Here is a 24,472-nt window from a genome sequence, read left to right as displayed (position 1 = left end):
CGCCCCTGTCACTTCTCTCAAGAAAGGTGCGGACCGGCGTGGCCGACCGTCTCATCGTCCGTGGCGCGCGCGAGCACAACCTGAAGAACGTCTCGCTCGATCTGCCCCGGGACTCGCTCATCGTCTTCACGGGCCTGTCCGGGTCGGGCAAGTCCTCCCTGGCCTTCGACACGATCTTCGCCGAGGGCCAGCGGCGCTACGTGGAATCGCTCTCCTCGTACGCCCGCCAGTTCCTCGGCCAGATGGACAAGCCGGACGTCGACTTCATCGAAGGTCTGTCCCCGGCGGTCTCCATCGACCAGAAGTCGACCTCGCGCAACCCGCGCTCGACGGTCGGAACCATCACCGAGGTCTACGACTACCTGCGCCTGCTCTTCGCGCGCATCGGCAAGCCGCACTGCCCCGAGTGCGGCCGCCCGATCTCGCGCCAGTCGCCGCAGGCCATCGTGGACAAGGTCCTGGAGCTGCCGGAGGGGAGCCGCTTCCAGGTGCTCTCGCCGCTGGTGCGCGAGCGCAAGGGCGAGTTCGTCGACCTCTTCGCCGACCTCCAGACCAAGGGCTACTCCCGCGCGCGGGTCGACGGCGAGACGATCCAGCTGTCCAGCCCGCCCACCCTGAAGAAGCAGGAGAAGCACACCATCGAGGTGGTCATCGACCGCCTCACGGTGAAGGACTCCGCCAAGCGCCGGCTCACCGACTCCGTGGAGACCGCCCTCGGCCTGTCCGGCGGCATGGTCGTGCTCGACTTCGTCGACCTCCCCGAGGACGACCCCGAGCGCGAGCGGATGTACTCGGAGCACCTGTACTGCGCGTACGACGACCTGTCCTTCGAGGAGCTGGAGCCCCGCTCCTTCTCCTTCAACTCGCCCTTCGGCGCCTGCCCCGAGTGCACCGGCATCGGCACCCGCATGGAGGTCGACCCGGAGCTGATCGTCCCGGACCCGGACAAGTCCCTGGACGAGGGCGCCATCCACCCCTGGTCGCACGGCCACACCAAGGACTACTTCAGCCGGCTGATCGGCGCCCTCGCCGACGCGCTCGGCTTCCGCACCGACATCCCGTTCGCGGGCCTGCCGCAGCGCGCGAAGAAGGCCCTGCTGTACGGCCACCGGACGCAGATCGAGGTCCGCTACCGCAACCGCTACGGCCGCGAGCGGGTGTACACCACGCCGTTCGAGGGCGCCGTGCCGTTCGTCAAGCGCCGGCACAGCGAGGCCGAGTCGGACGCCAGCCGGGAGCGCTTCGAGGGCTACATGCGCGAAGTGCCCTGCCCCACCTGTGAGGGCACGCGCCTGAAGCCGATCGTGCTTGCGGTCACGATCATGGGGAAGTCGATCGCCGAGGTCTCCGCGATGTCGATCAGCGACTGCGCGGACTTCCTGGGCGAGCTGAAGCTCAGCGCCCGCGACAAGAAGATCGCCGAACGGGTGCTGAAGGAGGTCAACGAGCGGCTGCGGTTCCTGGTCGACGTCGGCCTGGACTACCTCTCGCTGAACCGCGCGGCCGGCACCCTCTCCGGCGGCGAGGCCCAGCGCATCCGCCTGGCCACCCAGATCGGCTCCGGCCTCGTCGGCGTGCTCTACGTCCTCGACGAGCCGTCCATCGGCCTGCACCAGCGCGACAACCACCGGCTGATCGAGACCCTGGTCCGGCTGCGCGACATGGGCAACACGCTCATCGTCGTCGAGCACGACGAGGACACCATCAAGGTCGCCGACTGGATCGTCGACATCGGCCCCGGCGCCGGCGAGCACGGCGGCAAGGTCGTGCACAGCGGCTCCCTGAAGGAACTGCTCGCCAACACCGAGTCGCAGACCGGCCAGTACCTGTCGGGCAAGAAGTCCATCCCGCTGCCGGACGTCCGGCGCCCGATCGACCCGTCCCGGCAGCTCACCGTGCACGGTGCCCGGGAGAACAACCTCCAGGACATCGACGTCTCGTTCCCGCTGGGCGTCTTCACCGCGGTCACCGGCGTCTCCGGCTCCGGCAAGTCGACCCTGGTGAACGACATCCTCTACACCCACCTGGCCCGCGAGCTGAACGGCGCGCGGACCGTCCCCGGGCGGCACACGCGCGTGGAGGGCGACGACCTCGTCGACAAGGTGGTGCACGTCGACCAGTCGCCCATCGGCCGCACCCCGCGCTCGAACCCGGCGACGTACACCGGCGTCTTCGACCACATCCGCAAGCTGTTCGCCGAGACCACCGAGGCGAAGGTCCGCGGCTACCTGCCCGGCCGCTTCTCCTTCAACGTCAAGGGCGGCCGCTGCGAGAACTGCGCGGGCGACGGCACCATCAAGATCGAGATGAACTTCCTCCCGGACGTGTACGTCCCGTGCGAGGTCTGCCACGGCGCCCGGTACAACCGGGAGACCCTGGAGGTCCACTACAAGGGCAAGTCCATCGCCGAGGTCCTGAACATGCCGATCGAGGAGGCGATGCACTTCTTCGAGGCGGTCCCCGCGATCAACCGCCACCTGAAGACGCTGCACGACGTCGGCCTCGGCTACGTCCGGCTCGGCCAGTCCGCGACCACCCTGTCCGGCGGCGAGGCCCAGCGCGTCAAGCTCGCCAGCGAGCTCCAGAAGCGCTCCACCGGCCGCACCGTCTACGTCCTGGACGAGCCGACCACCGGTCTGCACTTCGAGGACATCAGCAAGCTGCTGAAGGTCTTGTCCGGCCTGGTCGACAAGGGCAACACGGTGATCGTCATCGAGCACAACCTCGATGTGATCAAGACCGCCGACTGGCTCGTCGACATGGGTCCCGAGGGTGGCGCGGGCGGCGGCCTCGTCGTCGCCGAGGGCACGCCCGAACAGGTCGCGGCGGTCCCCGCCAGCCACACCGGCAAGTTCCTGCGGGACATCCTCGGCGCCGACCGGATCAGCGACGCCGAACCGGTCCGGACCTCCGCGCGGAAGACGGCCGCCAAGGCCACGGCCAGGAAGACGGCCGCCAAGGGCGCCGACGGCGCGGCCACCGCGAAGGCCGCCACCAAGAAGGCGGCGCCCGCGAAGAAGACGACGCGGGCCCGCAAGGCCTGAGCGTCCACACCGGTGCGCGGTGCCCCGGGGAACCCCCGTTCCCCCCGGGCACCGCGCGTCCGCGTCTCAGGCGCCCCGCGGTTCCACGAACTGCATGTCCAGCTGGATCTTCACCGTGTCGCCCAGCAGCCCCGGGGCGAAGTCCAGCCCGAAGTCGCTGCGGCGGATCTCGCCCGTCGCCTCGAACCCGGCGTGCCGGGAGCCGTCGACCGGCACGTCCACCACACCGCCGAACTCCACGGCGAGCGTCACCGGACGGGTCACGTCGCCGATCGTCAGCTCGCCCTCCATGGTCCAGTCCTCGCCCGCGCCGAACACCCGCGTCGAGCGGAACGTCATCGTCGGCCGCTTCTCCACGTCGAGCAGGTCGGACGCCCGCACGTGCGCGTCCCGGTCCGGATTGCCGGTGTCGACGGAGGCCAGGGCGATCTCCGCGGTCACCCGCACGTCCGCCGGCACCTCACCGACGTGCAGAGCGGCCCGCACCTCGGCGAAGCGGCCCCGGACCTTGGCGATCCCCAGGTGGCGGATGGTGAAGTTGACGGCCGAGTGCAGCGGGTCGAGCTCCCAGTCCCCGGGGGCCAGCGGCAGCGGAGCGGTGGTCAGGGTGTTCGTCGAGTCGTTTCGCGTCATGCCCCCACCCTGGCGGCGCCCCGGCGCGGCAGGGAGACCGGGCGAAGCCTGGTAGTCGCGGGGCCACCCTCCGGCGCGCGGGCGTTGGTACGTTCGCGGGGTGAGCGACAACGAGTTGGGCACCTACTTGCGGACCTGGCGCGAGGCCGTGACCCCGGAACAGGCGGGACTGCCCGCGGGGACCCGGCGCCGCACCCCCGGACTGCGCCGCGCCGAGCTGGCCACGCTCGCCGGCATCAGCGTCGAGTACCTCACCCGGCTGGAACAGGGACGGGACCGCAACCCCTCCGCCCAGGTCCTCGGGGCCCTCGCCGACGCGCTCGGCCTGTCGCTGCGCGACCGGATGGTGCTGCGCCGGCTGGTCAAGGAGGCGGACGGCGGCGACCCGCTGGTGTGCGGTGCCGCCCCGCCGCTCAGCCGCACCCCGCGCGCCACGGTGCGCGCCGTCCTCGACCACCTGGAGCCCGCCCCCGCCGTGGTGCTGAACTGGATCGGCGACGTCCTCGCCCACACCACCGGCTACGCCCGGCTGTTCGGCCCGGTCGGCGTGCTCGACGCCGAGCACCCCAACCTGCTCCGCCATCTGTTCACCGACGTCCGCGCCCGCGACGCCTTCCCCGACTGGGACCGCGAGGCCGACAACCTGGTCGCCCAGCTCCGGCACGACGTACCCCTGCGGGACCCGTACGCCGCCGAGCTGGCCGAGGAACTCATGGTGACCGCGGGGGCGGAGTTCGCTGACCGCTTCGCCGATCTCGCGACGGCCCCGCGGCGGGTCGGCGGACAGCGCGTCGAACACCCGGAGGCCGGCCCGCTGCGGCTGCTGCACGAGACGCTGGCGCTGCCGGACGACGGCCAGCGGATCGTCGTCCACCTGCCCGCCGACGAGGCCACGGCGGCCGCCCTGGACCGCCTCAACGGCCGTCACCCGGGCGCCTTGCGCGCGGTGGGCCGCGCGGGCTGAGGGCCGGGGCCCGGGCCGCCGCCCCGCACGGCACAGAGCCCCAGCCGCCCGGCGGCGCGTCGGCCTGCCCGGCCGTTGCGTCGGTCCGCCCGGCGGCGCGTCGGTCTGCCTGGCCGTCCGTCGGTCTAACCCGGCGTACGTCACACCCCGCCCCGCCGTCCCGCACGAGCACAGGGCCCCAGCCGCCCGACCGCTGCGTCGGTCTGCCCGGCGGCGCGTCGGTCTGCCCGCCGTACGTCACAGCCCGCCCCGCCGTGCGTCAGCCCGCCGCGCCGCAGGCCGGCACGCCCCGCCGTACGGCGGTCGTCCTCGGCGCGTCAGCCGGCCAGTTCGTGCGCGTACGGTGGCTCCGCGCCGGCCCGTGAGCAGGTGAGGGCCGCAGCCCGGGCCGCGAACCGCAGCAGCCCGGTCCAGCCGTCGGCGTCCAGACCGGCGAGCGCGGTGGGGGAGAGGGCGTGCTGCGCGGCCAGGCCGTGCAGCAGGGCCGCGTTGACGGTGTCCCCGGCGCCGATGGTGTCCACCACGTCGACCTTCTCACCCGGCACGGAGTACTCGGCGCCGTCGCGCGTGAAGACGGTCAGCCCGTCGCCGCCCCGGGTGATCACGACGGCCGAGGGCCCGGCCGCCAGCCACTCCCGCGGGGTGCCGCCGAGCCACCGCGCGTCCTCCTCGGACAGCTTCAGCAGCGTCACCGACGGCAGCCACGTCAGGAACCGGGCGCGGTAGGCGTCCGCGTCCGGGATCAGGCCCGCCCGGACGTTCGGGTCGAGCGCGGTGAACACGCCCTGCCCGGCCGCGGCCCGCATCAGCTCCTCATACGCACTCGCCCCGGGTTCCAGGACGAGGGAGCAGGTGCCGAAGGACACCGCGCGGGTCCCCGCGGGAAGCGTGGCGGGAGCGCTGAACAGCCGGTCGGCGGTGCCGTCGACGTAGAACGAGTAGGCGGCCGAGCCGTGCGCGTCGACCGTGGCGACGGCGAGCGTGGTCGGCTCGGCGCCGCGCTGCACGCCCGACACGTCCACCCCGGCCCCGCGCAGCCCGTCGAGCAGGGCTTCCCCGAAGGCGTCGGACGAGACCCGCGAGCAGAACGCGGTGGGGGAGCCGAGCCGGCCGAGCGCGACGGCGGTGTTGTACGGGCCGCCGCCCGGCGCCGGACGCAGGCTCGCCAGGGCCCCCGGGCCCTGCGGTACCAGGTCGATCAGGGCCTCACCGGCGACGACGATCACGAATCGGCTCCTTCCTCGGGCCGCCGGGGCCCCTGGGACGCGTCCGGCCGCGACGGCCGGCCGGGACAGCCGCACGAGGTGCGGTGGACGAACGTGCAGGGCAGCCGCACGGTCCGGGCGGGCCGGTCCGGTGCGTCGAGGCGCTCCAGGAGCACCCGCACCGCCGTCGCGCCGAGCTCCTTGCCGGGCTGGGCGATCGCGGTGAGCCGGGGCGAGAAGAGGTCCGCCCACGGGAAGTCGTCGAAGCAGGCGAGCGCGATGTCACCGGGGACGGTGAGGCCCCGCTCCCGCAGGGCGCGCAGGGCACCGATCGTCATCGCGTCGTTGCCGGTGACGAGCGCGGTCGGCGGCGCGGCCAGGGACATCAGGGCCGCGGTGGCCCGTTCGCCGCCCGCCGTCCCGGAGTCACCGTGGACCACGAGCCGTTCCTCGAACGGCAGCCCGGCCGCCGCGAGACCGTGCCGGTAGCCGGTGATGCGCTCAGCGGTGGTGCTGAGTCCGGGCCGGCCCGCGACCAGGCCGATCCGGCGGTGGCCCCGGCCGGCGAGGTGGGTGACCAGCCGGGTCATCGGCTCGATGCCCTCCGCGCACACCTGGTCCAAGCGCTGGGCGCCCTCCGCGCGGTCGTCGGGCACGCGGTCCAGGAGGACGGCCGGTACGTCGTGGCGGCGCAGGTAGGCGACCAGCTCGCCCGGATCGGCGGACGGGGCGACGATCATGCCGTCCACCCGTCGCTCGTGCAGCAGCTGGACGACCTTGCGCTCGTGCTCCGGGTCGTCGTGCGGATCGGCGATGAGCAGGCCGTAGCCGTGCTCCAGGGCGGCGGCCTCGACGCCCTGGACGATCTCGGCGAAGTACGGGTTGCCGGTCGCCGGCACCGCGAGGCCGATGGAGCGGGTGCGGGAGGTGACCAGGGAGCGGGCGAGGGTGTTGGGCGTGTAGCCGAGCTCGTCGATCGCGTCGAGGACGGCCTGGCGGGTGTGGGGGAGCACGGTCCGGGTGCCGTTCAGCACGTGGGAGACGGTCGCGACGGAGACACCGGCGCTGCGCGCCACGTCGGCCATGGTCGGCATGCTTCCCCTCCGATCCGGCTACCGGGGTGTCGGTGTTCCCGTCGGCAAGGTAGCCGATCGGGCGGGCGCGCGTAAACGCTTACGTCAGGGTCACCCCGGGCGCACACCGGGACCCGCGGCCCGGTTATCGTCGAAACGTCCTCTTCGAGACCAGCCCCCGACCCGTGGAGCCCCCATGCCCGCCAGCCCCTCCGCGAGCCGCCGCACCGTCCTGCGCGGAGCCGCGCTCGCTCCCGTCGCCGGGCTCGGCATCGCCGCCTGCGCACCGGAGAGCGCCCGCAAGACCCCGGCCACCCCGACCGCGCCGGTCGACCTGGGCGCGGAGAGCGAGGTCGCGAAGGGCGCCGCCCGCCTCTACCGCGAGCAGAACGTGGTGGTCAGCCGCGACGAGCAGGGCGCCCTGAAGGCGTACAGCACGATCTGCACGCACGCGAGCTGCCCCATCACCAAGCTGGAGGGCACCCGGCTGACGTGCTTCTGCCACGGCAGCGAGTTCGACGCCGCGACCGGCGAGGTGCTCCAGGCACCGGCCACGGTGCCGCTGGTGGAGCTGGCGGTGCGGAGCGAGAACGGCAGGATCGTGGCGGGCCCGAAGGCCTGAGCACCGGGGGAGACCGGCTGACCGGCGGGCCGACGGGCCGGAGGACCGGAGGAAGCCCGGCCGGTCGGACCGCAGGACCGGCGGACCGGCGGACCGGCGGACCGGCGGACCGGCGGGCCGGCTGACCGGCCACCGGGACCGGCCTTCAGGGCCTGCGCCTCACTCCCAGTCCCACGCGATGCCCACGATGCCCGACCGCACCCGCGGCTCCACGAGGTGGACCGAGTGGTGGCGGCCGGACAGGGCCAGTTCCTGGCGGCCGCTGCGGGGGGCCGCCGCCGAGTGCTGGGTGAAGCGGTGGCAGCGCGCCGGCAGGGCGCGCTCGTCGAACCGCACCTGGAGGGCGTACTGCCCGCCCGCCGGCCCGAACCCGCGGAGGTACTCGCGGGACACCCCGGCCGTGCCGTCCTCGACGCCGTACCGGAAGAGGAAGGTGTCCCCCGCGCGCAGCCGGGTGTCGAACAGCAGCTCGGCGACGACCACTCCCGTGCCCCGGTGCCAGCGCACGCGACCGGTGCGGCAGTTGTCCAGGGCGTGCACGGTCATCCGCTCCGGCGCGCAGCCCGGGTCGCCGTGGTGCACGGCCACGAAGCGGTCGACGCCGTCCTGGTGGGCGCGCACGATGTGGTGGGACTCGCGCGCCGTCAGCTCGCGGCGGGCCCCGATCCGCACCCGCTCGTGGTGACCGAGCATGTGCAGGCCGCAGTCGAGCTGGGCGCCCAGCTCGCCCAGCAGCCGGCCCAGGACGTCCGAGGCCTCGACGAGGGACCGGTAGGAGCGGGTCGCGGGCCGCCGCCCGGAGCGCTCGTCGGTCTCGGCGAGCAGCCGGATCAGCGACTCGTCGGGCAGCTGGAGTATCTCCTCCAGCGCCCGCACCGCCCGCAGCGACTCGGGGCGCTGTGGCCGGCGGGCGCCCTGCTGCCAGTAGCTCAGGCTGGTGACGCCGACCTTCACGCCGTACCGCGACAGGTGGTGCTGCACCCGCTGCAGGGGCAGTCCGCGGGCGGCGATCGCGGCGCGCAGCGCGACGTGGAAGGGGCCGCCTCGCAGGGCCGTGTCCAGGTCCGCGGCGGCGACGTCGGGAGCGGCGTCCGCGTGCTGTGTGGCGTGCGGCATGCAGGGGCCTTTCTGGATGACGACGGCTGGTCAGACCGTTCGCGCGGGATCCGAGCGGGGGCGCCCCCGTCGGCGTCGGGGCTCCTTCACATCCGTGCGCCGTGGTTCACGGCCCCGAGTTCCCCCGCATTGAAGCGTGTCGACCAGGCCCCGACAACACCTGAAGCCCGATGGCGGCGCACTCCTGGCCGAGGTTCGCCCCTGCCCGGGCGGCGCGCCCGTACTGCGTCATCTCCCGGACGCCGCGGGCGGCGGCCACGGGCCCGCCGGAGTGTCGGTCCTCGCCAGTAGGGTGTGAGACATGGCCGACCCCTCCAGCTACCGCCCCGAGCCGGGACAGATCCCGGACTCCCCGGGGGTGTACAAGTTCCGGGACGAGCACCGCCGGGTGATCTACGTCGGAAAGGCGAAGAGCCTGCGCCAGCGCCTGGCCAACTACTTCCAGGACCTGGCGAGCCTCCACCCGCGCACCCGCTCGATGGTGACGACGGCCGCGTCCGTGGAGTGGACGGTGGTGTCCACCGAGGTCGAGGCCCTCCAGCTGGAGTACTCCTGGATCAAGGAGTTCGACCCCCGGTTCAACGTCAAGTACCGCGACGACAAGAGCTACCCGTACCTCGCGGTGACGATGAACGAGCAGTATCCGCGCGTGCAGGTGATGCGCGGCCACAAGAAGAAGGGCGTCCGCTACTTCGGGCCGTACGCGCACGCGTGGGCCATCCGCGACACGGTCGACCTGCTGCTGCGCGTCTTCCCGGTGCGCACCTGCTCGGCCGGCGTCTTCAAGAACGCCGCCCGCACCGACCGCCCCTGTCTGCTGGGCTACATCGGCAAGTGCTCCGCGCCCTGCGTCGGGCGGATCTCCGCCGACGACCACTGGGACCTGGCCGACGAGTTCTGCGACTTCATGACCGGGCGCACCGGCACGTACCTGCGCCGCCTGGAGAAGCAGATGACGGAGGCCGCCGAGGAGCTGGAGTACGAGCGGGCGGCCCGGCTGCGCGACGACATCGGGGCCCTGAAGAAGGCCATGGAGAAGAACGCGGTCGTGCTCGCCGACGCGACCGACGCCGACCTGATCGCGGTGGCCGAGGACGAGCTGGAAGCGGCCGTGCAGATCTTCCACGTGCGCGGCGGCCGGGTGCGCGGCCAGCGCGGCTGGGTCACCGACAAGGTCGAGGAGATCACCACCGGCGCCCTGGTCGAGCACGCCCTCCAGCAGCTGTACGGCGAGGAGACCGGTGACGCGGTGCCCAAGGAGGTCCTGGTCCCGGCGCTGCCCGACCCGGTCGAGCCGGTCCAGCAGTGGCTCACCGGACGCCGCGGCTCCGGGGTCTCGCTGCGCGTCCCGCAGCGCGGCGACAAGAAGGCCCTCATGGAGACCGTGCAGCGCAACGCCCAGCACGCGCTCGTGCTGCACAAGACCAAGCGCGCCTCCGACCTGACCACGCGCTCGCGCGCCCTGGAGGAGATCGCCGACGCCCTCGACCTGGACAGCGCCCCGCTGCGGATCGAGTGCTACGACATCTCCCACCTCCAGGGCGAGGACGTGGTGGCCTCCATGGTCGTCTTCGAGGACGGGCTCGCCCGCAAGAGCGAGTACCGGCGGTTCCAGATCAAGAGCTTCGCCGGGCAGGACGACGTCCGGTCCATGCACGAGGTGATCACCCGCCGCTTCCGGCGCTATCTGGCCGAGAAGGAGAAGACGGGGGAGTGGGCCGAGGACGGTGAACCGGGCCTCGCGGGCGGCACGGACGAGGCCCCGGCGCCCACCGAGGACGACGGCCGCCCCAAGCGGTTCGCCTATCCGCCGCAGCTCGTCGTGGTCGACGGCGGCCGGCCGCAGGTCGCGGCGGCCCGGCGGGCCCTGGACGAGCTGGGCATCGACGACATCGCCGTGTGCGGTCTCGCCAAGCGCCTGGAGGAGGTGTGGCTGCCCGACGAGGAGGACCCGGTGATCCTGCCCCGCACCAGTGAGGGCCTCTACCTGCTGCAACGCGTCCGTGACGAGGCCCACCGGTTCGCGATCGCCTACCAGCGCAACAAGCGGGGCAAGCGCATCAGGTCGAGCCCGCTGGACGACGTGCCGGGGCTCGGCACGACCCGCAAACAGGCGCTGATCAAGCACTTCGGTTCGGTGAAGAGGCTGCGGTCCGCGACAATCGACCAGATCTGCGAGGTACCCGGTATAGGCCGCAAGACGGCCGAGACCATCGCCGCGGCCCTCGCCCGGGCGGTTCCGGCCGCGCCCGCCGTGAACACGGCGACCGGAGAGATCATGGATGACGTGGAGGACGGGGCACCCGGGACGACGGCGGATGCCCCAGGGGAGCCCGTGACCACGGGCGCCCCGGACGAGCGACGGGGGCAGGAGACATGACCGAGCACGAGACACAGCCCACAGCGGGGCCGCAGCGCGCGACCGGGCAGCCGGAAGCCGGAGCGGCCCACGCCCACGAGACACCCGGCAGGACCGGCGAGGGCCGGGCCCGCCAGGAAGCGCAGAGCAACGGAGTGCAGGTGAACACGGGCGTCGAGGCCACCGGGGTCCCGGAGGCGGCCATCCCGGAGCTGGTGATCATCTCCGGCATGTCCGGGGCCGGCCGGTCCACGGCCGCGAAGTGCCTGGAGGACCTCGGCTGGTTCGTCGTCGACAACCTGCCGCCCGCCCTGATCCCCACCATGGTGGAGCTGGGCGCCCGTTCCCAGGGCAACGTCGCGCGGATCGCGGTCGTCGTCGACGTGCGCGGCCGGCGCTTCTTCGACAATCTGCGCGAATCCCTGGCCGACCTCGACACGCGCGGCGTCACCCGGCGGATCGTGTTCCTGGAGTCCTCCGACGAGGCCCTGGTGCGCCGCTTCGAGTCGGTGCGCCGCCCGCACCCGCTCCAGGGCGACGGCCGGATCGTCGACGGCATCGCCGCCGAGCGGGAGCTGCTGCGCGAACTGCGCGGCGACGCCGACCTGGTGATCGACACCTCCAGCCTCAACGTGCACGAGCTGCGCGCCAAGATGGACGCCCAGTTCGCCGGCGAGGAGGAGCCCGAGCTGCGGGCCACCGTGATGTCCTTCGGGTACAAGTACGGCCTGCCCGTCGACGCCGACCTGGTCGTCGACTGCCGCTTCCTGCCCAACCCGCACTGGGTCCCGGAGCTGCGCCCGTTCACCGGCCTGAACCAGGAGGTGTCGGGCTACGTCTTCAACCAGCCCGGCGCCAAGGAGTTCCTGGACCGGTACGCGGAGCTGCTCCAGCTGATCGCGGCCGGGTACCGCCGGGAGGGCAAGCGGTACGTGACCATCGCGGTCGGCTGTACCGGCGGCAAGCACCGCTCGGTCGCCATGTCGGAGAAGCTGGCCGCCCGCCTCGCGGCCGAAGGGGTGGAGACGGTGGTCGTACACCGGGACATGGGACGCGAATGAGCGGACGTTCCGTGCGGCTGAGCAGACTGCGCCGGGCCCTCCCCGAGGGCCGCGGCGGGCGGTCCGCCGAGCCCCGTGGCGGCAGGGCGCGCCGTCGCGGTGCCCAGCCCAAAGTGGTCGCCCTCGGGGGCGGCATGGGCCTGTCCGCCTCGCTCGCCGCGCTGCGCCGGATCACCGGCGACCTCACCGCCGTCGTCACCGTGGCCGACGACGGCGGCTCCAGCGGGCGCCTGCGCGACGAGCTGGGCGTGCTGCCGCCCGGCGACCTGCGCAAGGCGCTGGCCGCGCTGTGCGGCGACGACGACTGGGGCCAGACCTGGGCCAGGGTCATCCAGCACCGCTTCCAGTCCCAGGGCGACCTGCACGAACACGCGGTCGGCAACCTGCTGATCGTCGCCCTGTGGGAGCAGCTCGGCGACCATGTGCAGGCCCTGGACCTGGTCGGCAAGCTGCTCGGCGCCCACGGCCGGGTGCTGCCCATGTCCGCGGTGCCCCTGGAGCTCCAGGCCCTGGTCAAGGGCCACGACCCGGACCGGCCCGACGACGTCGACACGGTCCGCGGCCAGGCCACCGTGGCCCTCACCCCCGGTGAGGTGCAGTCCGTGCACCTGGTCCCGCACGACCCGCCCGCCGTCCCGGAGGCCGTCGCGGCGGTCCTGGACGCGGACTGGGTGGTGCTCGGCCCCGGCTCCTGGTTCTCCTCCGTCATCCCGCACCTGCTCGTGCCCGAGCTGCTGGACGCGCTCACGCAGACCAAGGCGCGCCGGGTGCTGTCCTTGAACCTCGCGCCGCAGCCCGGCGAAACCGACGGCTTCTCCCCGCAGCGTCATTTGGAGGTTTTGGGACGACACGCCCCTAAACTCGCCCTGGACGTGGTGCTGGCCGACGAGGCCGCCGTGCCCGACCGCGACTCGCTGACCGACGCCGCCAAGCGTTTCGGGGCCGCGGTGGAGCTGGCACCGGTGGCCCGGAGGGACGGCTCTCCTCGGCACGACCCCGAGCTGCTGGCCGCCGCGTACGACCGTATTTTTCGGATGCATGGAAGGATCGGCCCATGGCGATGACGGCAGCGGTGAAGGACGAGATCTCCCGGCTCCCCGTCACCCGGACCTGCTGCAGGAAGGCGGAGGTCTCCGCCATTCTGCGGTTCGCCGGCGGCCTCCACCTGGTCAGCGGGCGCATCGTGATCGAGGCGGAGCTGGACACCGCGATGGCGGCCCGCCGGCTCAAGCGGGACATCCTGGAGATCTTCGGGCACAGCTCGGAGCTGATCGTGATGGCCCCGGGCGGGCTGCGCCGCGGCTCGCGCTACGTGGTGCGGGTCGTCGCGGGCGGCGACCAGCTGGCCCGGCAGACCGGCCTGGTGGACGGCCGCGGCCGGCCGATCCGGGGCCTGCCCCCGCAGGTCGTCTCCGGGGCCACCTGTGACGCGGAGGCGGCCTGGCGCGGTGCCTTCCTGGCGCACGGCTCGCTCACCGAGCCGGGCCGCTCCTCCTCCCTGGAGGTCACCTGCCCCGGCCCGGAGGCCGCGCTGGCCCTGGTCGGCGCCGCCCGCCGGCTGTCCATCGCCGCGAAGGCCCGTGAGGTGCGCGGCGTGGACCGCGTGGTCGTCCGGGACGGCGACGCGATCGGCGCCCTGCTCACCCGGCTCGGCGCCCATGAGTCGGTGCTGGCCTGGGAGGAGCGCCGGATGCGCCGGGAGGTGCGGGCCACCGCCAACCGCCTGGCCAACTTCGACGACGCCAACCTGCGCCGTTCCGCGCGCGCGGCCGTCGCGGCGGGCGCCCGCGTCCAGCGGGCCCTGGAGATCCTCGGCGACGACGTCCCCGAGCACCTCGCCGCGGCCGGCCGGCTGCGGATGGAGCACAAGCAGGCATCCCTGGAGGAGCTGGGCGCGCTCGCCGACCCGCCGCTCACCAAGGACGCCGTGGCGGGCCGTATCCGCCGTCTGCTCGCCATGGCCGACAAGCGCGCCGCCGACCTGGGCATCCCGGGCACGGAAGCCAACCTCACCGAGGAACTGGCGGACAACCTCGCGGGCTGACCCCCGGCCGGCAGCGGGCCGGCCTCACGTCGACACGCCGGTGCAGACGTCCGAACGGGCGTCTGCACCGGCGTGTTCGCGGCCCGCGGCAGCCGAAGAGGCACCCTTGACTCGATCATGATCTGTCATGAGCCTGGCACCTATTCGCCGCTGTGGCGAACCACCAGCAGGGGGGTTCATGAGACACAGAGCGAGATCGATCCTCGCCATCGGCACGCTCCTGATCGGCGGAGCGGGCATCGCACCCATCGCCCAGGCGCAGAACGGACGCTCCCCCGGACCCGGGACCGAGGACGTGAAGGTGTTCCGCGCCGAGGTCACCAAGCAGCAGATCCCGCTGCTCCTGGCGGCCGGTCAGGACGCCCACGAACTCGGCGAGCGGGCCCCCGACCGGGGCACCGCCACCGTCGAGGTCTACCTCACCGACAAACAGGCCGCGCAGCTGGAGAAAAAGGGCGTCGACCTGAAGGAGCACACCCTCTCGCGGACGGCACGCGCACGCGTGGCGGCCGCCGGCGACGGTGTCTACCGGCCGTACAGCGGGCCGGGCGGCATCAAGGAGGAGATCCTCAGGACCGCACGGCAGCACCCGGGCCTGACCAAGGCGGTCTCCATCGGCAGGACCGTCCAGGGGCAGGACATCCTCGCCCTGAAGCTCACCAGGAACGCGAAGCGGACGAAGGACGGCGCCAAGCCCGCCGTGCTGTACCTGTCCAACCAGCACGCGCGTGAGTGGATCACCCCGGAGATGACCCGCCGGCTGATGCACCACTACCTGGACAACTACCGCACCGACCGGCGCGTCAGGAAGATCGTCGACACCACCGAACTGTGGTTCGTCATCTCCGCCAACCCCGACGGCTACGACTTCACCCACGCCGCCGGCGGCGACCGCCAGTGGCGCAAGAACATGCGCGACAACAACGGCGACGGCACCGTCACCGTCGGCGACGGCGTCGACCTCAACCGCAACTTCGCCTACAAATGGGGCTACGACGACGAGGGTTCGTCGCCCTACCCCACCAGCCAGACCTACCGCGGCGCCGGACCGAACTCCGAGCCCGAGACCCGGGCCGTCGACCGCCTCCAGAAGCGCATCGGCTTCGAGTACGGCATCAACTACCACTCCGCCGCCGAGCTGATCCTCTACGGCGTGGGCTGGCAGGTCGCCACCGAGACCCCGGACGACGTGCTCTACAAGGCGCTCGCCGGCACCCCCGAGAAGCCGGCGGTCCCCGGATACCACCCGCAGGTCTCCTCCGAGCTGTACACCACCAACGGCGAGGCGGACGGCCACGCCGCCAACGTCCACGGCACCGCGATGTTCACCCCGGAGATGTCGACCTGTCAGACGGTGTCGAACGCGGACCCGGACGACGCCTGGAAGGCCGAGGACTGCGCGTCCGTCTTCACCTTCCCGGACGACGAGAAGCTGATCCAGCAGGAGTTCGCGAAGAACGTACCGTTCGCGCTCTCCGTCGCCGAGTCCGCCGCCCGCCCCGACCAGCCCAGGTCCTCGGTCGGCATGACCGCCCCCGACTTCACCCCGGCGGCGTTCACCACCTCCTACGCGCGCGGCGCCCGCCAGGAGGTCTCCGTCGTCGCCCGCAAGTCGGTGCGCGACAAGGAGCTGAAGTACCGCGTCAACGGCGGCCGCGTCCACGACATGGCCCTGCGGCCGTGGCGGGGCGGCGAGACCTACGGCGGCGAGGACAACCTGTACTTCGACGAGTACCGCGCGAAGGTCGCCGACGGGGAACCGGGCGACGAGGTCGAGGTCTGGTTCACCGGCGAGACCCGCGCCGGCCGGCCGACCGAGAGCGAGCACTTCACGTACACCGTCGCCGAGCGGCCCCGCGCGGACGTCCTCGTCGTCGCCGAGGAGGGGCAGCCCACGACCCACGCCCGCAGGTACGTGGACGCGCTGCGGGCCAACGGCGAGAAGGCCGTCGTCTGGGACGTCTCCCGGCAGGGCGCGCCCGACGCGCTCGGCGTCCTCGCCCACTTCGGCACGGTCGTCCACCACACGGGTGCCGCCCGCCCCGGCAACGCCACCCAGCTCGAACTGCGCGCCTACCTCAACGAGGGCGGCAAGCTGATCGAGGCGGGCGAGAGCGCCGGCGGCTCCGTCGACCTGGGCGACGGCACCCTGTCGAACGACTTCAGCCAGTACTACCTGGGCGCCCACAGCCGTACGTCCCTGCCGAAGGTCACCGGCTTCGACGGCACGGGCGCCCTCGCCGGCCTGAGCGCCCCGCTCGGCGACGCGCCCGGCAACCCGCTCGACGCGGCCGGATCGTTCGGCGTCACCTCCGACACCCTGCCGGTGGAGACGTTCCCGCAGTTCGAGAGCGCGGGCGCGGGCGGCTACCCGGGCACGGCCAACCCCTACGGCCCCTACGCGGGCACCTCCATGGCGGCCGTCACCCACTCCGACTACGCCTGGAACCGCCTCACCCGCACCGTCGACCTCACCGGCGTCCAGGCCGCCGACCGGCCCACCCTGCGCACCCGGCTGCTCTGGGACACCGAACAGGGCTACGACCACGCGCTGCTGGAGGCCCGTACCGCCGGGGCCGACGACTGGACCACGCTCCCCGAGGCGGGCGGCGCCACCCGCACCGCCGTGCCCGCCGAGTGCGAGGCCGGATACTTCGTCCAGGCGCACCCCGCCCTCAAGAGGTATCTGACGCCCGGCGACGACGGCTGCGCGCCCACCGGGACCAGCGGCGCCTGGAACAGCTTCACCGGCGCCTCCGACGGCTGGCAGGAAGTCTCCTTCGATCTTTCCGCATACGCCGGCAAGACGGTGGAACTCTCCTTGAGCTACGTCACCGACCCCGGCTCCGGCGGCCACGGTGTGCTCGTCGACGACGCCTCCGTCGTCATCGGCGGCACGGCGCGGCAGACCGACGGCTTCGAGACGTCGCTCGGCACCTGGAGCACCCCCGGCCCGCCGGCCGGGAGCCCCGCGGTGGTGAGGGACTGGGGCCTCGCCGGAGAGCTGTTCAGGACGTACGGCGCGGTCACCACGGACGACACCGTGCTGCTGGGCTTCGGCCTGGAGCACGTCACCGCGGCGGCCGACCGGACGAGGCTGATCGGCCGGGCGCTCACCGCGCTCGACGGCTGACGGGGGGACCGGCGCACCTGAGCGCGACCCGCCACAGTTGAGCCGGTCCGTACCCCTACTGGCGGGTACGGACCGGCCTGCCGTGTATGGGCCGTCTCGATGTCACCCCGGGGGCTTCGGGGAGGTAGGGTCGGAGGCGGTCGGGGACATCCCAAATAGAGCTCGCCGGCGACAACGGAGCCGGCGTACCAACGAGGAGATCGGTTCGTGACGATCCGCGTAGGCATCAACGGCTTTGGCCGCATCGGTCGTAACTACTTCCGCGCGCTGCTGGAGCAGGGTGCAGACATCGAGATCGTGGCTGTCAACGACCTGGGTGACACCGCGACCACGGCTCACCTGCTGAAGTACGACACCATCCTGGGTCGCCTGAAGCAGGAGGTCACGCACACCGCCGACACGATCACCGTCGACGGCCACACCATCAAGGTGCTCTCCGAGCGCAACCCCGCCGACATCCCGTGGGGCGAGCTGGGCGTCGACATCGTCATCGAGTCGACCGGCATCTTCACCAAGAAGGAAGACGCCGAGAAGCACATCGCCGGCGGCGCCAAGAAGGTCATCATCTCCGCCCCGGCGAAGAACGAAGACGTCACCATCGTCATGGGCGTCAACCACGAGAACTACGACCCGGCGAACCACCACGTCATCTCCAACGCCTCCTGCACCACCAACTGTGTGGCGCCGATGGCCAAGGTCCTCGACGAGAACTTCGGCATCGTCAAGGGCCTGATGACGACGGTGCACGCGTACACGAACGACCAGCGCATCCTGGACTTCCCGCACAAGGACCTGCGCCGCGCCCGTGCCGCCGCCGAGAACATCATCCCGACCACCACCGGTGCCGCGAAGGCCACCGCCCTGGTCCTCCCGCAGCTCAAGGGCAAGCTGGACGGCATGGCCATGCGCGTCCCGGTCCCGACCGGCTCGGTCACCGACCTCGTCGTCGAGCTGTCCCGCGAGGTCACCAAGGAAGAGGTCAACGCCGCCTTCCAGAAGGCCGCCGAGGGCGAGCTGAAGGGCATCCTCGAGTACACCGAGGACGAGATCGTCTCCTCCGACATCGTCAACGCCCCGGCGTCCTGCACCTTCGACTCCTCCCTGACCATGGTCCAGGAGGGCAAGAGCGTGAAGGTCATCGGCTGGTACGACAACGAGTGGGGCTACTCCAACCGCCTCGTCGACCTCACGGTCTTCGTCGGCGGCCAGCTCTGACCGGCTGACGCAGGCACCTCGAAGTGAGAGCAGGGCTCGGGCCAGGCGCAGGGACGCGCGGCCCGGGCCCTGACTCACGTCACGACCGGCCCGCCTCTCTAGGATCGGGCCCGGTCACCGGCACGAGCAGCCGGTCACGAGCCATCCGGTCACGAGCCAGAACGAGCCTCCTCAGGAGCCCCCTGAAATGAAGACGATCGACGAACTCCTCGCCGACGGGGTCGCGGGCAAGCGGGTCTTCGTCCGCGCCGACCTCAACGTGCCGCTGGACGGCACCACCATCACCGACGACGGCCGCATCCGCGCCGTGCTGCCCACCGTCAAGGCCCTCGCCGAGGCCGGCGCCCGCGTGGTCGTCGCCTCCCACCTCGGCCGGCCCAAGGGCGCCCCGGACCCGGCCTTCTCGCTGGCCCCGGCCGCCGCCCGGCTCGGTGAACTCCTCGGCGCCGACGTCACGTTCGCCACCGACACCGTCGGCGAGTCCGCCACGTCCACCGTCGCCGGCCTCGCCGACGGCCAGGTCGCCGTCATCGAGAACCTGCGCTTCAACGCGGGCGAGACCAGCAAGGACGACGCCGAGCGGGACGCCTTCGCCGGGCAGCTCGCCGCCCTCGCCGACGTCTACGTGGGCGACGGCTTCGGCGCCGTGCACCGCAAGCACGCCTCGGTCTTCGACCTGCCGAAGAAGCTCCCCCACTACGCCGGCTACCTCATCGCCACCGAGGTCGGCGTCCTGAAGAAGCTCACCGAGGACGTCAAGCGCCCGTACGTCGTCGCCCTCGGCGGCGCCAAGGTCTCCGACAAGCTCGCCGTCATCGACCAGCTCCTGGGCAAGGCCGACCGCCTCCTCATCGGCGGCGGCATGGCCTACACCTTCCTCAAGGCCAAGGGCCACGAGGTCGGCATCTCCCTCCTGCAGGAGGACCAGATCCCGGCCGTCAAGGAGTACCTGGAGCGCGCCGAGAAGAACGGCGTCGAGCTGGTCCTGCCGGTGGACGTCCTGGTCTCGCCCGAGTTCCCGGACCTGAAGGCCAAGGCCCCCACCCACTTCACCACCGTCGCCGCGGACGCCATCCCCGCCGACCAGGAGGGTCTGGACATCGGTCCCGAGACCCGCAAGCTGTACGCCTCGAAGCTCGCCGACGCGGCCACCGTCTTCTGGAACGGTCCGATGGGCGTCTTCGAGCACCCCGACTACGCCGAGGGCACCAAGGCGGTCGCCCAGGCCCTCATCGACTCCCCCGGCTTCACCGTGGTCGGCGGCGGCGACTCCGCCGCGGCCGTCCGCACGCTGGGCTTCGACGAGAAGGCCTCTTCCGGCGGAAAGTTCGATCACATCTCGACCGGTGGCGGCGCCTCCCTCGAATACCTCGAGGGCAAGACGCTCCCCGGCCTCGCCGCACTGGAGGACTGACCCCTTATGAGCACGCGCACGCCGCTGATGGCGGGCAACTGGAAGATGAACCTCAACCACCTGGAGGCCATCGCCCACGTCCAGAAGCTCGCCTTCGCCCTCGCGGACAAGGACTACGAGGCCGTCGAGGTCGCCGTCCTGCCGCCCTTCACCGACCTGCGCTCCGTGCAGACCCTGGTCGACGGCGACAAGCTCAAGATCAAGTACGGTGCCCAGGACATCTCGGCGCACGACTCCGGCGCCTACACCGGCGAGATCTCCGGCTCGATGCTGGCCAAGCTGAAGTGCACGTACGTGGCGGTCGGCCACTCCGAGCGCCGGCAGTACCACGCCGAGACCGACGAGATCGTCAACGCCAAGGTCAAGGCCGCCTACAAGCACGGGCTGACCCCGATCCTGTGCGTCGGCGAGGAGCTGGAGGTCCGTGAGGCGGGCAACCACGTCGCCCACACCCTCGCCCAGGTCGAGGGCGGCCTGAAGGACGTCCCGGCCGAGCAGGCCGAGACGATCGTGATCGCCTACGAGCCCGTGTGGGCCATCGGCACCGGCAAGGTCTGCGGCGCCGAGGACGCCCAGGAGGTCTGCGCCGCCATCCGCGGCAGGATCGCCGAGCTGTACTCGCAGGAGGCGGCCGACAAGGTCCGCATCCAGTACGGCGGCTCCGTCAAGGCCGGCAACGTCGCCGAGATCATGGCGCAGGCCGACATCGACGGCGCGCTGGTCGGCGGCGCCTCGCTGGACGCGGACGAGTTCGTCAGGATCGTGCGCTTCCGCGACCAGTGAGCCGGCCGGTGAGTATGCGGTAGCGGCGTAACGTCGTACTCTTGCGGGGGCCGGCAGTGTCTGTCGGCCCCCGTCGTCCATCCGAAGCCGAGGAAGTTGGTCCAGCCGTGGTTATGGGGTTCTCGATCGCCCTGATCGTCTTCAGCCTGCTGCTGATGCTGCTGGTGCTGATGCACAAGGGGAAGGGCGGCGGCCTCTCCGACATGTTCGGTGGCGGCATGCAGTCCTCCGTCGGCGGCTCCTCGGTCGCCGAGCGCAACCTCGACCGCATCACCGTCGTGGTCGGTCTGCTGTGGTTCGCGTGCATCGTCGTGCTCGGCCTCCTGGTGAAGGTCGGCTGAACGGCACGGCGCCCGGCCGGCACCCCGCCGGCCGGCACGATCGCACACGTGACGCCCCATGTCCGGCGCGCGCCCCGGAGCGCGGCCTATCATGGGGCTTGCGTCTGAGTGAGGGGTCTGTAACTCCAATCACTGGACGCGCGTTGGGCCTTACGTAGACTGGGGCGCTCGCAGCGAAGCGAAACGCCGACGCGCTTCGCGGCACCATCACGCAGGGAGTTACGACCGTGGCAAGTGGCAACGCGATCCGAGGAAGCCGGGTCGGGGCGGGGCCGATGGGTGAGGCCGAACGCGGCGAGTCCGCGCCGCGTCTGCGCATCTCCTTCTGGTGCTCCAACGGGCACGAGACGCAGCCGAGCTTCGCCAGCGACGCGCAGGTCCCCGACACCTGGGACTGCCCGCGCTGCGGCTTCCCGGCCGGACAGGACCGGGACAACCCGCCGGACCCGCCGCGCACCGAGCCCTACAAGACGCACCTCGCGTACGTCCGGGAGCGGCGCAGCGACGCGGACGGCGAGGCGATCCTCGCCGAGGCGCTCGCCAAACTCCGGGGCGAGATCTGAGAGCAGACCACCGGCCGGGTACCTGAGAGGTGCCTGGCCGGAGCCGTACTCCGGGCCGCGCACCGGGCCCTCGTGGCCGCCAGGCGGACCGCCGGGTGCGACGGCCGCACACGTGCGGCGTCGCCGTGCCCCGGCGTCGGCGGCACGGCGGCTCCGGGCCACCGCTGATCCATTAGGTTGGGACCGGCAGCGGGGCAGGCGCGGGCAGCGCCCAGGCACGGAGGAAGGCTGGATCTCCCAGATGAACGCAGACGGCCGTACGAGGCTCGACCGGACGCCCGAGTGGACCGCTCTGGTCAAGCACCGCGAGCAGCTCGGCGAGCTGCGGCTGCGGGAGCTGTTCGCCGCCGACCCCACCCGCGGCTGCGGGTACACGCTCCAGGTCGGTGACCTGTACATCGACTACTCCAAGCACCTCGTCACCGACGAGACCCTGCGGCTGCTGCGCGAGCTGGCGGCGGCGACCGGTGTGTTCGGGCTGCGGGACGCCATGTTCCGCGGCGAGCGGATCAACACGACCGAGCGGCGGGCGGTGCTGCACACCGCGCTGCGGGCGCCGCGCGACGCGGTGATCGAGGTCGACGGCGAGAACGTGGTGCCCGGTGTGCACGCGGTCCTCGACCGGATGGCCGACTTCGCCGAGCGGGTCCGTTCCGGGGCGTGGACCGGCCACACCGGCGAGCGCATCCGCAACGTCGTCAACATCGGCATCGGCGGCTCCGACCTCGGCCCCGCGATGGCGTACGAGGCGCTGCGCAGCTACACCGACCGCGATCTGACGGTCCGTTTCGTCTCCAACGTGGACGGCGCCGACCTGCACGAGGCCCTGCGCGACCTGGACCCGGCCGAGACGCTGTTCGTCGTCGCGTCGAAGACCTTCACCACCATCGAGACGGTCACCAACGCCACCTCGGCCCGCAACTGGCTGCTGCGCGGGCTGAACGCCGGTCAGGAGGCCGTGGCCAGGCACTTCGTGGCGCTGTCGACGAACGCCGGGAAGGTGGCGGACTTCGGCATCGACACGGCCAACATGTTCGAGTTCTGGGACTGGGTCGGCGGCCGGTACTCCTACGACTCGGCGATCGGCCTGTCCCTGATGATCGCCATCGGACCGGCCCGCTTCCAGGAGATGCTGGACGGCTTCCGCCTGGTCGACGAGCACTTCCGCACCGCGCCCCCGGAGGCCAACGCGCCGCTGCTGCTGGGCCTGCTGGGCATCTGGTACAACAACTTCCACGACGCCCAGTCGCACGCGGTGTTGCCGTACAGCCACTACCTGTCCAAGTTCACCGCCTACCTCCAGCAGCTCGACATGGAGTCCAACGGCAAGTCCGTGGACCGGGACGGGCAGGAGGTCGGCTGGCAGACCGGGCCGGTGGTGTGGGGCACCCCCGGCACCAACGGCCAGCACGCCTACTACCAGCTCATCCACCAGGGCACCAAGCTCGTCCCGGCGGACTTCATCGGCTTCGCCGAGCCGGTCGCCGAACTCGACGACGAGCTGAAGGCGCAGCACGACCTGCTGATGGCCAACTTCTTCGCCCAGACCCAGGCGCTGGCGTTCGGCAAGACGCCGGACGAGGTGCGGGCCGAGGGCGTGCCGGAGGAGCTGGTCGCGCACCGGACGTTCAAGGGCGACCGTCCGACGACCACGATCCTCGCCCGCGAGTTGACCCCGTCGGTGCTCGGCCAGCTCGTCGCGCTGTACGAGCACAAGGTGTTCGTGCAGGGCGCGGTGTGGAACATCGACTCCTTCGACCAGTGGGGCGTCGAGCTGGGCAAGGTGCTCGCCAAGCGCGTCGAGCCCGCGCTCACCGAGGGCGCCGACGTCCCCGGCCTCGACCCCTCCACCCGGGCCCTGGTCGCCAAGTACCGCCGGCTGCGCGGCCGCGGCTGAGGACCGCCGCCACGGGAAGCGGGCGGCGCCCGGACCCCGCTTCCCGTACACTCCCCGATGATCATGAACGCGATCGCTCGGGGGAGCACGACGTGACGACGCGACAGGGCAGTTGGACGGGCGGCACACTGGCGCCGCGGGACTGGCTGCGGCCGAAGCAGGCCGCGCGGGCGGTGTTCCACCCGGCCTGGATCCCGGACTCGCTGGACCCGGCCGTGGACACGCTGAAGAAGGTCCGGCTGATCGCCGGGACGGTCGCCGCGGTCGGCGTCTACACCTTCGTGGAGGGCGGTTTCGCCTTCGAGGAGGTGCTGGAGAACATGCTCACCGCCTCGGTCGTGCTGCTGTTCATCACCCCGCTGACGGTCGGGGTGATGCTCTACGTCTGGCGGCGCGGCGGCACGGTCCGGGCGCTCAGGGTGCCGCTGCTCAACTCGCTGAAGCTGCTGCTGGCGTTCGTCGGCACGATCGTGCTGACCGTCTTCGTGTGGCGGCTGGCGGGCGGGGCCGGGTTCCTGGTGCTGCTGCTCGCCCCGGTGGCCCTCTGGCTCACCGCCCTCGTCGTCCGCGGGGCGGTGCACGTCTCGGGCAACTTCTTCGGCACCGCCGGCGTCCACCGCTGCCTGCCGCCGCTGCTGGCCACGGTGACCACCTGGCTGATGGCCGTCCCCGACCTGGTCACCGGTGACCTGCACGGTCTCAGCCTCGCCATGGGCGTCGTCTTCATCCTGGGCGCCCCGCTGACGGTCACCGGTATCGCCCTGCTGGAGATGGGCCGCCTCGAGCAGCGCTACGGCATCCGCCTGGCCGCCCACCCGGCCACCCTGCCGCGGGTGCCGGGCCCGCCGCCCCCGATGCCGCCCACGGCACCGCCGTACGTCCCGCAACAGGGCAACCCCTACGGCAACCCCTACGGTCCCGCACCGCATCCGCCGCAGGGCGACCCCTACGGCAACGGCACCCCGTACGCCCCGCCGCAGGGCAACCCCTACGGCGCACCCTAGG

Annotated in this window: 19 protein-coding genes; 15 read left to right on the top strand and 4 right to left on the bottom strand. The window is 72.2% G+C overall.

Annotated features, from left to right (window positions below; genetic code table 11):
* Positions 1 to 38 precede the first annotated feature (38 nt).
* Positions 39 to 3,044 carry an excinuclease ABC subunit UvrA gene (gene uvrA, locus SGLAU_RS08685; RefSeq protein ID WP_043506411.1) on the top strand — a complete coding sequence of 1,002 codons (3,006 nt, stop codon included), beginning with the start codon at positions 39 to 41 and terminating at the stop codon, positions 3,042 to 3,044.
* 66 nt (positions 3,045 to 3,110) lie between these two features.
* On the opposite strand, the gene SGLAU_RS08680 is transcribed toward uvrA, so the two are convergent.
* Positions 3,111 to 3,677: a YceI family protein gene (locus SGLAU_RS08680; protein ID WP_043499860.1), complete on the bottom strand. Its 567-nt coding sequence runs from the start codon at positions 3,675 to 3,677 to the stop codon at positions 3,111 to 3,113.
* Between the two features lie 100 nt (positions 3,678 to 3,777).
* Here SGLAU_RS08680 and SGLAU_RS08675 point away from each other — a divergent pair, with 100 nt between their 5' ends.
* Positions 3,778 to 4,641 carry a helix-turn-helix domain-containing protein gene (locus SGLAU_RS08675; protein ID WP_043499858.1) on the top strand — a complete coding sequence of 288 codons (864 nt, stop codon included), beginning with the start codon at positions 3,778 to 3,780 and terminating at the stop codon, positions 4,639 to 4,641.
* Between the two features lie 317 nt (positions 4,642 to 4,958).
* Here SGLAU_RS08675 and SGLAU_RS08670 read toward each other — a convergent pair whose 3' ends face one another.
* Entirely contained in the window at positions 4,959 to 5,867 is a 909-nt protein-coding gene (locus SGLAU_RS08670) for a carbohydrate kinase family protein (protein ID WP_043499856.1), read from the bottom strand.
* Complete coding sequence (locus SGLAU_RS08665) at positions 5,864 to 6,940, bottom strand: LacI family DNA-binding transcriptional regulator (protein WP_043499854.1); 1,077 nt, start codon at positions 6,938 to 6,940, stop codon at positions 5,864 to 5,866. Before SGLAU_RS08665 ends, SGLAU_RS08670 begins: the two co-directional genes overlap by 4 nt.
* A 175-nt stretch (positions 6,941 to 7,115) precedes the next feature.
* Between SGLAU_RS08665 and SGLAU_RS08660 the strand changes: the two genes are divergently transcribed.
* On the top strand, positions 7,116 to 7,541 hold the full coding sequence (locus tag SGLAU_RS08660) for a Rieske (2Fe-2S) protein (protein ID WP_043499853.1): 426 nt from the start codon (positions 7,116 to 7,118) through the stop codon (positions 7,539 to 7,541).
* A 159-nt stretch (positions 7,542 to 7,700) separates the two neighbouring features.
* Here SGLAU_RS08660 and SGLAU_RS08655 read toward each other — a convergent pair whose 3' ends face one another.
* Positions 7,701 to 8,657 (bottom strand): hypothetical protein, encoded by a 957-nt coding sequence (locus SGLAU_RS08655; RefSeq protein ID WP_043499851.1) that lies wholly within the window; start codon positions 8,655 to 8,657, stop codon positions 7,701 to 7,703.
* Between the two features lie 301 nt (positions 8,658 to 8,958).
* On the opposite strand from SGLAU_RS08655, the gene uvrC reads away from it, so the two are divergent.
* From uvrC to SGLAU_RS08595, 12 genes are all read left to right on the top strand, one after another.
* Positions 8,959 to 11,037 (top strand): excinuclease ABC subunit UvrC, encoded by a 2,079-nt coding sequence (uvrC, locus tag SGLAU_RS08650; RefSeq protein WP_043499850.1) that lies wholly within the window; start codon positions 8,959 to 8,961, stop codon positions 11,035 to 11,037.
* On the top strand, positions 11,034 to 12,077 hold the full coding sequence (gene rapZ, locus SGLAU_RS08645) for an RNase adapter RapZ (protein WP_052413676.1): 1,044 nt from the start codon (positions 11,034 to 11,036) through the stop codon (positions 12,075 to 12,077). The genes uvrC and rapZ overlap by 4 nt, the downstream gene beginning before the upstream one ends.
* Positions 12,074 to 13,141, top strand: a complete 1,068-nt coding sequence (locus SGLAU_RS08640; RefSeq protein WP_043499849.1) for a gluconeogenesis factor YvcK family protein — start codon at positions 12,074 to 12,076, stop codon at positions 13,139 to 13,141. Before rapZ ends, SGLAU_RS08640 begins: the two co-directional genes overlap by 4 nt.
* Positions 13,132 to 14,121 carry a DNA-binding protein WhiA gene (gene whiA, locus SGLAU_RS08635; RefSeq protein ID WP_043499846.1) on the top strand — a complete coding sequence of 330 codons (990 nt, stop codon included), beginning with the start codon at positions 13,132 to 13,134 and terminating at the stop codon, positions 14,119 to 14,121. The genes SGLAU_RS08640 and whiA overlap by 10 nt, the downstream gene beginning before the upstream one ends.
* A gap of 178 nt (positions 14,122 to 14,299) precedes the next feature.
* The gene (locus SGLAU_RS08630) at positions 14,300 to 17,254 is read left to right on the top strand and encodes a M14 family metallopeptidase (protein WP_043499843.1); all 2,955 of its coding nucleotides are present in this window, start codon (positions 14,300 to 14,302) and stop codon (positions 17,252 to 17,254) included.
* A 207-nt stretch (positions 17,255 to 17,461) separates the two neighbouring features.
* On the top strand, positions 17,462 to 18,469 hold the full coding sequence (gene gap / locus SGLAU_RS08625) for a type I glyceraldehyde-3-phosphate dehydrogenase (RefSeq protein WP_043499841.1): 1,008 nt from the start codon (positions 17,462 to 17,464) through the stop codon (positions 18,467 to 18,469).
* 187 nt (positions 18,470 to 18,656) lie between these two features.
* Positions 18,657 to 19,883: a phosphoglycerate kinase gene (locus SGLAU_RS08620; protein WP_043499839.1), complete on the top strand. Its 1,227-nt coding sequence runs from the start codon at positions 18,657 to 18,659 to the stop codon at positions 19,881 to 19,883.
* A gap of 6 nt (positions 19,884 to 19,889) precedes the next feature.
* Positions 19,890 to 20,666, top strand: a complete 777-nt coding sequence (gene tpiA / locus SGLAU_RS08615) for a triose-phosphate isomerase (protein ID WP_043499838.1) — start codon at positions 19,890 to 19,892, stop codon at positions 20,664 to 20,666.
* 113 nt (positions 20,667 to 20,779) lie between these two features.
* Complete coding sequence (gene secG / locus SGLAU_RS08610; RefSeq protein ID WP_043499836.1) at positions 20,780 to 21,007, top strand: preprotein translocase subunit SecG; 228 nt, start codon at positions 20,780 to 20,782, stop codon at positions 21,005 to 21,007.
* A 227-nt stretch (positions 21,008 to 21,234) separates the two neighbouring features.
* Positions 21,235 to 21,570, top strand: a complete 336-nt coding sequence (locus tag SGLAU_RS08605) for an RNA polymerase-binding protein RbpA (protein WP_003957010.1) — start codon at positions 21,235 to 21,237, stop codon at positions 21,568 to 21,570.
* A gap of 241 nt (positions 21,571 to 21,811) precedes the next feature.
* A complete protein-coding gene (pgi, locus tag SGLAU_RS08600) occupies positions 21,812 to 23,467 on the top strand; it encodes a glucose-6-phosphate isomerase (protein ID WP_043499834.1) in 1,656 nt (551 codons plus the stop codon).
* Positions 23,468 to 23,559: 92 nt separating this feature from the next.
* Positions 23,560 to 24,471 (top strand): hypothetical protein, encoded by a 912-nt coding sequence (locus SGLAU_RS08595; protein WP_043499832.1) that lies wholly within the window; start codon positions 23,560 to 23,562, stop codon positions 24,469 to 24,471.
* Position 24,472: the final 1 nt, after the last annotated feature.

This window comes from Streptomyces glaucescens (assembly GCF_000761215.1).
GTDB classification, from domain to species: domain Bacteria; phylum Actinomycetota; class Actinomycetes; order Streptomycetales; family Streptomycetaceae; genus Streptomyces; species Streptomyces glaucescens_B.
Note: the sequence above shows the minus strand (reverse complement) of the source record. Positions and strands in the feature narration are given on the sequence as shown.

Coding starts and splice junctions, on each gene's coding strand:
- SGLAU_RS08680 (WP_043499860.1), bottom strand. CDS start 3,677: ATGACGCGAAACGACTCGACGAACACCCTGACCACCGCTCCGCTGCCG.
- SGLAU_RS08665 (WP_043499854.1), bottom strand. CDS start 6,940: ATGCCGACCATGGCCGACGTGGCGCGCAGCGCCGGTGTCTCCGTCGCG.
- SGLAU_RS08660 (WP_043499853.1), top strand. CDS start 7,116: ATGCCCGCCAGCCCCTCCGCGAGCCGCCGCACCGTCCTGCGCGGAGCC.
- SGLAU_RS08655 (WP_043499851.1), bottom strand. CDS start 8,657: ATGCCGCACGCCACACAGCACGCGGACGCCGCTCCCGACGTCGCCGCC.
- uvrC (WP_043499850.1), top strand. CDS start 8,959: ATGGCCGACCCCTCCAGCTACCGCCCCGAGCCGGGACAGATCCCGGAC.
- rapZ (WP_052413676.1), top strand. CDS start 11,034: ATGACCGAGCACGAGACACAGCCCACAGCGGGGCCGCAGCGCGCGACC.
- SGLAU_RS08640 (WP_043499849.1), top strand. CDS start 12,074: ATGAGCGGACGTTCCGTGCGGCTGAGCAGACTGCGCCGGGCCCTCCCC.
- whiA (WP_043499846.1), top strand. CDS start 13,132: ATGGCGATGACGGCAGCGGTGAAGGACGAGATCTCCCGGCTCCCCGTC.
- SGLAU_RS08630 (WP_043499843.1), top strand. CDS start 14,300: ATGAGACACAGAGCGAGATCGATCCTCGCCATCGGCACGCTCCTGATC.
- SGLAU_RS08620 (WP_043499839.1), top strand. CDS start 18,657: ATGAAGACGATCGACGAACTCCTCGCCGACGGGGTCGCGGGCAAGCGG.
- tpiA (WP_043499838.1), top strand. CDS start 19,890: ATGAGCACGCGCACGCCGCTGATGGCGGGCAACTGGAAGATGAACCTC.
- secG (WP_043499836.1), top strand. CDS start 20,780: ATGGGGTTCTCGATCGCCCTGATCGTCTTCAGCCTGCTGCTGATGCTG.
- pgi (WP_043499834.1), top strand. CDS start 21,812: ATGAACGCAGACGGCCGTACGAGGCTCGACCGGACGCCCGAGTGGACC.